This is a genomic window from Paenibacillus sp. UASWS1643 (assembly GCF_008693195.1).
Taxonomy (GTDB): Bacteria; Bacillota; Bacilli; order Paenibacillales; family Paenibacillaceae; genus Paenibacillus; species Paenibacillus amylolyticus_B.
This window is the reverse complement of sequence record NZ_VXKZ01000115.1, coordinates 1360096-1373020: the sequence shown is the minus strand read 5'-3', so window position 1 is coordinate 1373020 and position 12925 is coordinate 1360096. Positions and strand designations below refer to the sequence as shown.

The window sequence follows — 12925 nt, the reverse complement described above, 5'->3', positions numbered from 1 at the left end:
AAGCATTCCTTTATGGGGTGCTTCTTGTCTGCTATATATGGAGATAATAGAGGTAACGTTAGTTACTGCTGAGAGATATATGAGAGAAAAAACTGTGGCTAAACTTCAAGCGGAGATGGATAATCACCGCAGTTATTCCCATTATTTCGTGTGTATTAACTTGTTGAAGTACGCTCAACAAGATATAATGGCATAGTAGAAAGCAGATTACATGTTGAAAGTGAGCGGAAACGATATGGGTCGTAAGTGGAATAATATCAAGGAAAAGAAAGCTTCAAAAGATGCAAACACGAGCCGGGTCTACGCTAAATTCGGCGTTGAGATCTATGTAGCTGCCAAGAAGGGCGAACCGGACCCGGAAGCGAACCGTGCACTGAAAGTCGTGCTGGAACGTGCCAAAACGTATAATGTACCCAAAGCCATCATTGATCGTGCGATGGAAAAAGCAAAAGGCAGCGGGGATGAGAACTATGAAGAGCTGCGTTATGAAGGCTTCGGACCGAATGGTGCGATGGTCATCGTTGATGCACTCACCAACAATGTAAATCGTACAGCGCCGGAAGTGCGCTCAGCGTTTAACAAAAACGCGGGTAACATGGGTGTCAGCGGTTCTGTTGCCTACATGTTTGATCCAACAGCGGTTATCGGTATAGAAGGCAAAAACTCCGAGGAAGTACTGGAACTTTTGCTCGAAGCAGATGTGGATGTTCGTGATATCGTGGACGAAGACGATGCTGTAATTGTATATGCAGAACCGGATCAATTCCACGCTGTACAAGAAGCATTCAAAGCAGCCGGAATTACGGAGTTCACTGTAGCCGAGCTGACCATGCTTGCGCAAAATCATATTGAACTTCCAGAGGATGCACAAGCTCAGTTCGAGAAACTGATCGATGCGCTTGAAGACCTTGAAGATGTTCAGCAGGTCTACCATAACGTGGAGTTCGTGTAAGAGAACGAGGCGATACGTGGTTTGATTGTATAAAAAGAGTGTCTGACCAATCTACGGGATTGGACGGACACTCTTTTTTTGTTCGTTTATGAGTCAGACTGTAGTGTTCCAGGGGACTGCTCTGATTTTTTCGATTTCCCCCCACCGAACTTGAATAACACAATTCCGCCGACAATGACAAGCACACCGAGCAGTTGATTCCACGAAAAAGGAATTTGCTCCAGACCGAGCCACCCCATGGAATCAAACAATAGCGCAAAGCTCAGTTGGGACGTCAGCACGATGGAGATGGCATATGTGGGGCCAAGCAGCTTCATGCCTTGTACGAGACAGAAGACCACACCAACACCAATGGCTCCACTGAGCCAGTACCAGAGTTGCATATGCTGAAAGCTGAATGTATTCTTGCCCTCCACTAGCAGAGAGATGAGGAACGAAGCAATGAATCCGGTGAAAAGCACCAACGTTGTTGTGGACCATGAACCGGTGCGTTCATTGACTTTGCTATTAAAAATCGTTTGCAGACTGACAAGTGCACCTGCCAGTAGTGCAAGCGAAATACCTGTGATTAACATGGTTGTTGAACTCCTTACTCATAAATATTGTGACCTGCTATTTCGCGCAGACCCGCACGGTTTTTAATCATAATCAATCCCTGATGTCGTTCAATTAATCCGTCTGCACAGAGCTTTTGGATGACCCTGTTCAGGTGTCGGTAACTGGTGCCGATCAGATTCGCAATGTCGGTCAGATTGAATGCGTCCAGCTCTTCGTGAACGATACTGCCCGCTTCTTCTGTCGAGATGGAGAGCAGGTAGCTGGCTAGACGAACCTCAACGGGATACATCAGGTTGAAATTGGAAAAGTTCGAGTCAATGTAGAATTTGTGAGAGATAATTTTGAGCAAAAATTTAAGTAAAGGTGCATAATCGCTGGCAAGCTCAGCAAGCCATTGATAATGAATGCGAAGCATCACCACAGGTGACACGGCCTGAACCGTATTAACAATATCGCTTTCACGGACATACTCTATGTCACCGACAACTTCAAGCGGTGTTTTGAAGCAAAGCACCAGCGTTTTGTCCTGTGCGGAGGTGGTGAAAATCTTGATTTTACCCTCAACCAGTACGTACAAATAGTCGGAAGTTTCCCCTTCACGACAGATCAGTTCACACTTCTCAAAGTGGCATAACGTCATATGTGTACGCAGGGGCTCGTGAAATATCTTTTCGAGTTGATATTGCTTCAGATACTGCATTAATTGTTGCTCGTTATGGATCTCTTGCACGCTGTTATTCACCCCCGACGATATGTTTCAATTCTTCTCCAAAATCTATAGTTTCATAATAATGACACCAGTCACCATTAAGGCAATGCCCAGAAATTGCGGCAGTTTCATCTTTTGTTTCACCACGCCGAACCATCCGTTGCTATCCACCAGAAAAGTCAGGAACAGCTGAGCAATGAGCAGGGCCGAGATCGTGAATGTAACCCCAATTTGCTGAATGGCCGTCACTTCACTGAAAATAATGACGGCGCCAAAAGCACCTCCAGCCAAGTACATGGGTTTTACTTGTTTGAGTCCTTGAAGGTTGGTGTCTCTAACAAACATGAGGATCAGCGTTGCTAATATGAATCCTGTCAGTTGTGTAATCGTAGCGGCCTGCCATGTGCCCATGTCGGTGCTAATCCGAGTATTGGCAACCCCTTGGAGCGTGATACACGCGCCGCCCAGTAATGCAAAAATAATTCCTCTCATATGTACGCTCCTTATTCAATCACTTCGACTTCTATTTAATGATAAACTCACCCCAAACGCCAAGGACAAATGTCCTGAGCTTTGAAGTCACAGCATCTAGAGTACAATAAAGAACCCGGGAAATCCAGATGGGGCATGAAGAGATGCGTGGCATATATGCTCAGTACTCATTTTTCATCATAGCTAGCTATCCAGGAAATGAAACGAGAGTCTGCCGAGCGTACCCCGGAGCATAGTAAGTATCCAAAGCTCCAGGGTAGGACAGGCAATGAGATTAGATGCAATACAATCAGCTAGAAAATCCTCTCCGTACAAATCAATGATTCTATTAGATCACAGTGTACACAGGCTTCTCGCCTACAAAACGAACAGACAATTCGGGAAAACGTTCTGCCAACCTGTCTGCCAATAGCTTCATTCCCGGAGCCTCGCTCTCAGCATGTCCCAGCATGATCAGTGCCTTGGACTTGCCTTGTTGTACGGTATCACGGATATATTCCGGTGTCTCCCACTCGAATCCTTCCCCAGCAATGATGAGGTCCAATTGCTCATTCTGAATCAAGGGAATCGTCACATGTCCATTACCACGAAAACCTACCAGTACCGCTGCGCGTCTACAGACTATTTCCGCATTGCCTGCAACGCGTACATAATCGATCCCTAGGGAACTTTTCACATGGTGAGCAATAGCTTCGACGGTTTGTCCTTCCGGAAAAGAAAGGACGTCTGCTTCCGGTAGTCGTTGCTCCACATAAGAGGACCACCTCAAGGCCTGAATCAGTCCTTCGGTAATGCCATCCGGTTGGAAGCGGTGGATGATATCATGACATCGATAGATGGAAATGCCTGCTTCGTCGATCAACTTTCTTTTGTCCATATAAACCGAATCATTTGCAAGCCAATCCGTATGACTGTGATGGTTATAAAACGGAGATTCATGCGCAATGATCAAGTTCGCACCGTGCTGTATGGCTTGTTCAATAACATAATGTGTGGGCATAAAAGCAAAGATAATACCTTTGACCTTACAATCAAATGAGCCCGTAATGAGCTGATCTACCGTGTTTTCCGGCAATTCAATGTTATCTGTGAGGTGAAGCACAACGTCTTGAACAGTAAGATCCATAGAATGCATTCCTCCAGTGACAGGATATAAAGTTAGTGTACCATGTTGACATCTGAAATCTACTGCCTTCCAGATTATAGGGTCGTTTTTATTGTTTTCGGTTAATACTACAACATACGGATTACAGTCAGTTAAGATAACAACGGAGGAATGTATTGGGCTGTACACGGATGTTGGATTCATATAGTTTTCTCAAACAAGAATAAGTATACTTACATAGAGTCTTTAACAGAACAGATTGTGAAAGGGGATAACTACGATGACAGCAACAACTATTATGGAACGTCTGAAGAGCGAGACAGCTCATTATCACAGACAAGTAGAACAGAACCCTTATGCAAAAGCCATTATGAATCAAACTGTGACTATAGAAGAATATAGAACTTATTTAGAAAAATTTTATGGATTCCTGAAACCGCTGGAGGATCAGGCTGTGCAGCAGTCTTTCTGGGAAAGTACGGGACTGGATATTGAGATTAGAGGCAAGGCTGGACTCTTGGAAAAGGATTTACGAAATCTGGGTGCCAGTGAAGAAGAGATCACTCAACTTCCGCTCTGTGAAGAATTGCCGGATATTTCAACACCTGCCCGTTTGTTCGGATATCTGTATGTAATTGAGGGGTCCACGAACGGTGGACAGATTATGACCAAACGTTTGTCGCAGTTCCTGCCCATTGAAGCTGATCGTGGATTGGAATATTTCAATGCTTACGGCTCAGATACAAGAACAAGATGGAGCGAGTTTACAGGTTTGCTGCAGCAGTCCATCAGCACGCCAGAAGATCATGACAACATGGTACACAGTGCATCAGAGACATTCCGACTACTGGATCAATGGATTAATACGGACAAGTAACATCCCATTTCATCAACCCAAACGCCTGCAGGGCAAACTTTTTTTCATTATTTTAAAGGTATATATATAAGTTGATTTAATCATTTACACCTAACGGAGAGGACAGAAAAAAGCTGGAAAAGCGAAGCGCTCGCATTTATAACCGGATTTTTCCCTTTTTAGAAATTCGAGAAAATCTGGGGATAACAGCGTTTGGAAGGTTATTCTGTCATCGTAGTATCGTGTAAATAATCATTAATTCAACTTATATAACATCATGAGAGGGGATTTTCCTGGCCATGGCCGAACCGAAGTCCAAGAAAGAACAAAATTTGTTAAACCGCACATTGCTTCATCAGGGAACATACACAAATGATCCGATAGATCTGAATAACTGTGACAAAGAACCCATTCATATCCCCGGCTTTATTCAACCTCATGGTGTTCTCTTGGCCATCAATACCAGTCCTACGCCAACCATTGTTCAGTGTAGCCAAAATACGGAGGACCATCTGGGTATTGCCTATGAAGACGTTTTGGGCATGCCATTGGAAAAACTGATCGGCGAGGAAGATGTACGCAAACTGTTGGCTAGCAGCTTCAATGCAGATGTAACCTCTGATTTGCATTACATGGATCTGACCATTAAGGTATCCGGTGAGAACCGGGTCTTCTCCTCTGTTCTTCATGAAAGTGAAGGTCTGCTTATTCTGGAGATCGAACCTTTTTATGAAAAAGAGGAAATGGAGACTACCGACTTTGAGTGGATATCCCGATTCTTCGGTCGAATCAAAAGTACAGATAGTCGCGTGGAAGCAAGTCAGATTGCGGCTGAACAGGTGAAGGAAATGCTCGGTTACGACCGGGTGATGATCTATGAGTTTGACGAGCAATGGAACGGTAAAGTTATTGCTGAAGCGCGTGAACAAGAACTCGAACCATTCCTGGGACATCACTATCCGGCTTCGGATATTCCCAAGCAGGCTCGCGAATTATATCTTCGTAATTGGTTGCGCACCATTGTGAATGTCAATTATAAACCTGTGGAAATTGTGCCTACATTACAACCGCTCACTAACAAACCGCTAAATTTGAGTCTTTCGGTCCTGCGCAGTGTATCTCCACTTCACATCGAATATTTGCATAATATGGGTGTAGGTGCGACTGTAACGATCTCGCTCATTCATAACAATCAACTGTGGGGACTCATTACATGCCATCATTATAAGTCCAGATATGTACCCCATCGCGTACGGAATCTGTGCAATTTCCTGGGCGCGTTTTTCTCGAATGAATTGTTTCAGCGTCAGCAACTCGATGATTATCAATCAGAGATTCAATCACGTGAAGCCGCTTCACGAATTGCCAACATTTTTATCGGTAATACAAGTCCTGCCCGAGTGCTTGAGGAATTACAGGGAGAAGAAGAGACGGTGTTAAATCTGATGGGTGCTGCCGGAGCAGCAATCTGTTACCAGGACAAGTTGTTGTTGTATGGTGAAACGCCAAACAGTGGACAGATTCGTGAACTGGCAGGTTGGCTTGCAGGAAAGTCCGAGGATTATAGTTATCATACGTCGAAGCTGAGTGCAGAGTATGAAACATCCAAAGCTTATCAGGATAAGGCTTCCGGGGTTATTTATGTTGCCATTTCGCCTGGACAGCATAACTACATGCTCTGGTTCCGACCTGAGGTTGTCCAGGTTGTCGATTGGGCGGGTGACCCAGCCAAAGCGGTGCTCAAGACGGATGACGGCATGCGTCTGTCGCCTCGTAAATCATTCGAGAAATGGCGTGAGTTTGTAAAATCAACTTCGTATCCTTGGACATCCAAAGAGCTTAGCGTGTTACCTTTACTCAAAACCATTGTACGTCGGCAGACAGAGAACCAGTTGGTTCAGGCCGAAGAACAGGCGCTGCAGAATGCTCGTATTTTGCGACAAAATGAACAGCGTTATTTGCAGTTAATGGATTACTCGCCCGTGGCATTTTTTACTTTGACTGACGGCCAGATTATCTACTGTAATACGAAGGCTGCCGAGTTGCTCGGGTTCGAGAGTTCCAAAGACCTGATGGGCAAGGACTTCAGGGCGTTTGTACCTGAGCAAACGAGAGTGACGTTGCAACAGAATTTTGAGGAATTAAAGCACAATAACACAAGTTTGATTACCAGCCAGTCGTATTTCACCACAGCAGCAGGTACCTCATTGTTGCTTGAAATTACACTTGCTTCGGTTACCCACGCGGGTAAACCTTCTGTGATGGTCCTATTGCACAGCGGCGCTTCCCACCATGAACAGGACAATTACACTGAAACGACAAGCCAGCTGCAAAATTACTTGAACACAGATCCGTTAACAGATATGCCAATTCAAACGGTATTCAAGTCTCAGCTTCAGGATGACTGGGATGATTGTTTGCAGGAGAAATGCAGTCTGGGGTTGCTCATTATAGATATCGATGATTTCCGTTCATATAACGCGGCATACGGACTTCAGGGAGGCGATCTGTGTCTCCAATGGATCGGTGAGGTACTCACCGTGGTCAGTGAGCAGCACAATGCACTAATTTCCCGTCTTCGCGGAGGTACATTCATGTTGAAAATGAAGAGCACTACTTCTGAAGATTCAGCACAGCTTGCGGAAGAGATTAGACAACATGTTCTGGCTCTACAGATCCAGCGAGAATCATCGGGTCCGAGTGGAATCGTCACGGTTAGTGTCGGGGGTGCAGTACTGGTACCTGATGAGCAGTTAAGTGTATCCGAACTGATTGAAAAGGCTACTCAAGCGCTGGCCCAAGCGAAGAGTGATGGGAAGAATCGAGCAATTGTAGTCTGATTTTAGGGCGTGTAACCTTACTTCTTAACGGAATACATCTGGATTATCAATATCATATGAATATGAACTAAAAGAGAGAGCAGAAATGCTCTCTTTTTGGTCTTAATAATGTGTTAATTTCATCACCGCAGACGCAGGACAAGTGATATAATGATCCCTATGGATACACTTGTTCGTATTCTCTCTTGGAGGAGGGTGAGATAACGTTCTATGAAAGACAACTCAAGACAATTGGAATTTATGGAGATAGATCTGAGTGAAGAACCTGAAACAGCAGCAGTTCCGGTTCCTGATCGTTCAACCATTGTGCAGTCTGCACATGATACGATGCAGCATCGTGGAGGCATATTGTCCTCAGAGAAACGTTTTGTGGAGGAAGCAAAGCAGTGGGTAGAGATGGAGGGGGATGTATCCCCGTGGGTTCCCTTTATGAGTTACTGGCCAACGTATGGCGTGATGAACGAAGCCCAGCGCAAGTGGTATATGTTTTGGAGAAAGGAAGTACGTCAGGGGAGATACCCGGATACCGATCTGTCCTATCTATTTGTTCATATCTACGAGTTAATTAACGGCATTGGCTGGCAGAATGCTCAGGATGGTTATGATCAATTGAAGCAGCTATGGGTGAACTACCGTGAACGGCTGCCCCAATTAAATATATATATGCAAGAATGGATGGTCGATTATGTGCTGGTCCACCAGATGGAGATGTCCTTATCCGAGGTCATGGGCCTTTCGGGTGGATATCTGCCAGCCGAGATGCTGGATAGGGAGCTGCAACGTATTTTACAGGAGAAGGTATCGGATATTTCGCTGAATATGCTGCAAAGATACTATGATTACGATATTACACTCAGTAAGTTCTATAGAGATGGCGGCAAAGAAGTGATGGAGCAGTATGTTCCACGGGTCATGGCCTTGGTTCATTCGTACCTGGAACGTACGCGACAAGTTGGACTGTTGTCTGAGACTGAACCCAACGATGAACGCACGGTGGAGCGCGTACTGTTTCGCAAAGCGGTCTATGATGATTCGATCTATGGAAGATCGGTATCATTCAGATATATGCCCATAGGTGAACAAGCTGAGTTTGTACAGATGGTTACGCGGATCTATCGATGTACTGAAAATAAACTTCGAGAACTGCTCGGATTCAGAGGCCGATTGCGTGGACAGGCATTAGAGCCTGAACTTGCAAATCTCATTGAACGTTACCTGGACAAAGCATATGCGACTGAGCAGGCCGAGACGGTGGAACAACCGGTGATTCGTATTGATACGGAAAAATTGGCATCGTTACAGCAAGAAAGTGAGTACGTGCGATTGGCGCTTACAATTGAGGATGATCACCCTTCTGAAGTGAAGGATGAAGAGGTTAACAACGCAAATGTAGCAAGTAATTCATTCGATATACTGGAAGCAAGGAATGAGATCGCTCCAACTGAAGGTTCCATGGAGTCGGAGCCATCCGCAGTAGAGATTGCAACAGGAGCGCAAGTAGAATCTATTAGGTTGCAGTGGGATGAGTCTGCTGAGGCTGATCTGGATGAAGAATGGCTGCTCTTTGCCAAGGAACTCTCCCCTCAGCAGGTGCAAACGATTCATGTTCTACTTGGTGCAAGTCCAGATACGGAGCTGATGCGTCTGGCTGAGCAATATGGAACGATGCCTACGCTTCTGCTGGATGAAATTAATGATGTGGCTATGGAAACGATCGGTGATCTTCTGATTGATGGTGATCGGATTGTTCCTGATTATATAGATGTGTTCGAACATGTGAAGAGGTGATACGCAGTGACAGAACTTAAAATACCGAAGCGGCTGACCACCGCACTTGTAAATTCATTGACAGCTGGTGTTGCCCCGCGCATAGGACTGGAGCAGATTGCTGTTGGTAGGAAACCGGAAGTGGAAGCCATCTTGCGGGATATGGACAATATCGCCGAGGGAGGCGCAGCGTTTAAACTCATTACGGGTCGTTACGGCAGCGGTAAAAGCTTTCTTTTGCAGATGATTCGTAACTATGCGATGGATCGTGATTTCGTTGTGGCAGATGCCGATCTTTCACCAGAGCGTCGATTGGTGGGAACCAAAGGTCAGGGACTTGCCACATACCGCGAACTGATGACTCGTCTGTCTACACGCACACGCCCGGATGGGGGAGCGTTGGAGCCGATTTTGCAAAAATGGATCGCAGGGCTGCAACAATCCACGATGCAGAGTCAGAACTTGCGCCCGGATGATCCCGCTCTGCCGCTTGAGGTAGAGAAACAGATTTATGCGGTGACGGGGGAAATGCAGAATCTGGTTCACGGCTTTGATTTTGCCAAAGTACTGGCGTCATACTGGAACGGGTACAAGCTCGCTGATGATGATCGCAAACAGGCGGCTCTACGCTGGCTTCGAGGAGAATTTGCAACCAAAACGGAAGCGAAAAAAGAACTGGCTGTTGGCGTTATCATTGACGATGACAACTGGTATGACTACTTCAAATTGTGGTCTGAATTCACAGCGCGCATTGGTTACAAAGGATTGCTGTTGTTCATTGATGAAGCGGTGAATCTGTACAAAATTACAAACAGTGTCTCCCGTCAAAGCAACTATGAGAAATTGCTGACCATGTTCAATGATACGATGCAGGGCAAGGCAGAGCACCTGGGCATATTTGTAGGTGGTACGCCGCAATTTGTGGAGGATGAACGGCGCGGACTATACAGCTATGAAGCGCTTCGCTCCAGGCTTATTGATGGTCGTTATGCAGTTAAAGCGTATGCGAATTACACAGGTCCGATCCTGAAGCTGGCGATGTTATCACATGAAGAGATTCTGATTCTGCTCCAGAAGCTGCGACAGATTCATGCCCTGCATTTTGGATACAGTGCAAGTCTGACGGATGAACAATTGGTTGATTTTATGCAAACGGCGGTGAATCGACTGGGGGCGGATGAATTGCTGACCACGCGTGAAGTGGTACGGGACTTTATGGATGTACTGCATACGCTCCACCAGAATCCCGAAGTGACTTATACTCAATTACTTGGTGAGCGGGCTGCCAAACCTCAGGAAACGGGCAAAGGGGCGGATACTGCCGCAAATTCGGATGATCTGGACGACTTTCTGGCGGAGTTTGAATTATGAGTGATAATCCATTCTATCGGCTGGCGCCATTCGTGCAGGAATTTATTTATAAAAAAAGATGGGAATCGCTTCGGCCTGCTCAGATCGAGGCCTGCAATATCTGTTTTCATACCCCGCATCATATGCTGATTGCGGCAGGCACGGCCTCCGGCAAAACGGAGGCGGCTTTTTTTCCAGCATTGACCGAGCTGCATGAACGGCCTTCCAAATCAGTGGGCATTTTGTACATCGGACCTCTGAAAGCCCTGATTAACGACCAATTCGAACGTCTTAAGGATCTGTTAACCGAAGGAAATATTCCGGTTTGGCATTGGCATGGGGATGTGCCTCAGGCGGAGAAAACAAAACTGATGAAAAATCCGTCCGGTGTGCTTCAGATTACGCCAGAATCGCTGGAAGGTCTGCTCATGAATCGACCGAATGCGATCCCGGCGCTGTTTCATGATCTGCGCTATGTCATCATTGATGAGGTACATGCCTTCATGGGAGCGGATCGGGGGATTCAAGTACTCAGCGAGCTTGCCAGAATCGAGCGTATGGCTGGCTGTGCACCTCGAAGAGTTGGATTGTCGGCTACACTTAGTGACTATGATGCGGCTACATCTTGGCTTGCTGCCGGAACGCAGCAGGGAGTGGATGTGGTCTCTTCTCCAGGTGGTCGCAAGCTGCGACTGCGGGTGGAACATTTCTCTTTTCCAGATGCGCAGGATGAGGAGCAGGCGGAGCAGCTTCATAACGCACGCAAAGCGTACTACGACTTCATCTATGAGAGCACACATCGTAAAAAAGCGTTGATCTTCACCAATAGCCGTACCGACGCCGAGGTCACTATACTTGAGATGCGGCGGGTCGCGGCTCGCAGGCAAGAGCGTGATGTGTTCCATGTGCATCATGGAAGTATCTCCGCCATGCTGAGGGAGGAAACGGAAGCTGCCCTGCGCACCGGATCGGGGCCTGCGGTTGCTGCGGCAACGGTCACGCTTGAACTGGGTATCGATCTGGGCGAACTGGAGCGTGTGGTTCAGCTCGGTGCACCGTATAGTGCTTCCAGCTTTGTACAGCGTCTGGGACGTTCGGGGAGACGAGAGGACATGGCATCGGAGATGCTTTTTGTATGTCCTGAGGAAGAGGATGAGGAAGCCCAATTGCCAGCACGTATGCCGTGGACGTTGATGCGTGCGATTGCTGTTATCGAACTATATGTAAAAACAAAGTGGGTCGAGCCGCTTGAAGCCCGCAAAATGCCCATAGGTGTGCTCTACCATCAGACGATGAGCATGTTGAAAAGTATGGGAGAGGCGGAGCCGAGAGATCTTGCAGAAGCCATCCTTTCGCTTGCTCCATTTGCGTTGATTAGACCTGATCAATATCAGGTTTTCCTGAATTACCTCATTGAGACGGATCATCTGCAATGGACAGAGGATCGAACATTGATCATCGGTCTGACAGGTGAGAAAATTGTGAATAATTATCGCTTCTACGCCGTGTTTAAAGACGATGAGGAACATAAAGTACTAAACGGTTCGGAAGAGATTGGTTCCATTACAACCGTGCCCCCGCCTGGTTATTGCTTCTCGCTCGCAGGAAAACTGTGGAAAGTGGAAGAGGTCGATCACAAGCACAAGGCTGTGTATGTGAAGTCTGCAAAAGGTAAGGTAGATACGTTATGGCTTGGAGCGGGAGGAGATATTCATACGTCGGTGGTACAGAAAATGCGTGAAGTGTTGTCCGACTCAGTGATCTATCCTTACCTGTCACCACAAGCCGTCAATCGACTTGAACGGGCGCGCCGCCTAGCTCGTGAAAGCGGACTGTTGAAGCAGGTTGTCATTCCGGCAGGGGGAGATTCGATGTATGTTCTTCCTTGGGTGGGAAGTAAATCATTCCGTACATTGGAGCGCCTGATGAAGCATAATCTGTCCAAGAAACTTGCCTTGCGGTCCGTTGTGCCCATGGAGCCATATTATTTTGTGGTGTCCGGCAAGGTCGATGAACGAACATTATTAGCCGAGATCATGAGTGAGTGTCGGACGGCTGAAGACGCATCTGCGTTGCTGGCTGAAGATGAAGCTCCTTATCTGGGCAAGTATGATGAATTTGTCGCGCCGCCTTTGATTCGTGAGGCTTTTGCCGTGGATGGGCTGGATCTGGATGGATTGAAGGAAGGTTTACAGCAAACATTGGAGTGGGACTCCTCAGGCTCTAATTGAACCTGACGTTTTTTTATGCGGAATAGGGTTGACACCATCTCACCTCCCATGTAATATATGAAAAG

Annotated in this window: 10 protein-coding genes; 6 read left to right on the top strand and 4 right to left on the bottom strand. The window is 46.6% G+C overall.

Translation table 11 applies throughout. The annotated features are described in order from the left end of the window. Positions 1 to 235: 235 nt before the first annotated feature. A complete protein-coding gene (locus FE296_RS30200; RefSeq protein WP_036608916.1) occupies positions 236 to 952 on the top strand; it encodes a YebC/PmpR family DNA-binding transcriptional regulator in 717 nt (238 codons plus the stop codon). A gap of 86 nt (positions 953 to 1038) precedes the next feature. On the opposite strand, the gene FE296_RS30195 is transcribed toward FE296_RS30200, so the two are convergent. The 4 genes from FE296_RS30195 to FE296_RS30180 all read right to left on the bottom strand — a co-directional run bounded on the left by FE296_RS30195 (position 1039) and on the right by FE296_RS30180 (position 3837). Continuing rightward, positions 1039 to 1527 carry a DMT family transporter gene (locus FE296_RS30195; protein WP_150367437.1) on the bottom strand — a complete coding sequence of 163 codons (489 nt, stop codon included), beginning with the start codon at positions 1525 to 1527 and terminating at the stop codon, positions 1039 to 1041. A 14-nt stretch (positions 1528 to 1541) separates the two neighbouring features. Then, positions 1542 to 2240, bottom strand: coding sequence for a Crp/Fnr family transcriptional regulator (locus tag FE296_RS30190; RefSeq protein WP_124114410.1), 699 nt, complete (start codon positions 2238 to 2240; stop codon positions 1542 to 1544). A 45-nt stretch (positions 2241 to 2285) separates the two neighbouring features. Beyond that, positions 2286 to 2711 (bottom strand): DMT family transporter, encoded by a 426-nt coding sequence (locus FE296_RS30185; protein ID WP_124114412.1) that lies wholly within the window; start codon positions 2709 to 2711, stop codon positions 2286 to 2288. 328 nt (positions 2712 to 3039) lie between these two features. After that, a complete protein-coding gene (locus tag FE296_RS30180; RefSeq protein ID WP_124114414.1) occupies positions 3040 to 3837 on the bottom strand; it encodes a Nif3-like dinuclear metal center hexameric protein in 798 nt (265 codons plus the stop codon). A 259-nt stretch (positions 3838 to 4096) separates the two neighbouring features. Between FE296_RS30180 and FE296_RS30175 the strand changes: the two genes are divergently transcribed. From FE296_RS30175 to FE296_RS30155, 5 genes are all read left to right on the top strand, one after another. Further along, a complete protein-coding gene (locus tag FE296_RS30175; RefSeq protein WP_150367436.1) occupies positions 4097 to 4693 on the top strand; it encodes a biliverdin-producing heme oxygenase in 597 nt (198 codons plus the stop codon). Between the two features lie 278 nt (positions 4694 to 4971). Further along, the gene (locus FE296_RS30170; RefSeq protein WP_150367435.1) at positions 4972 to 7512 is read left to right on the top strand and encodes a diguanylate cyclase domain-containing protein; all 2541 of its coding nucleotides are present in this window, start codon (positions 4972 to 4974) and stop codon (positions 7510 to 7512) included. 210 nt (positions 7513 to 7722) lie between these two features. Next, complete coding sequence (locus FE296_RS30165) at positions 7723 to 9300, top strand: TerB N-terminal domain-containing protein (RefSeq protein ID WP_150367434.1); 1578 nt, start codon at positions 7723 to 7725, stop codon at positions 9298 to 9300. Between the two features lie 6 nt (positions 9301 to 9306). Further along, positions 9307 to 10650, top strand: a complete 1344-nt coding sequence (locus FE296_RS30160; protein WP_150367433.1) for an ATP-binding protein — start codon at positions 9307 to 9309, stop codon at positions 10648 to 10650. Next, positions 10647 to 12860, top strand: a complete 2214-nt coding sequence (locus FE296_RS30155) for a DEAD/DEAH box helicase (RefSeq protein WP_124114423.1) — start codon at positions 10647 to 10649, stop codon at positions 12858 to 12860. Before FE296_RS30160 ends, FE296_RS30155 begins: the two co-directional genes overlap by 4 nt. The last annotated feature ends 65 nt before the right edge of the window (positions 12861 to 12925 follow it).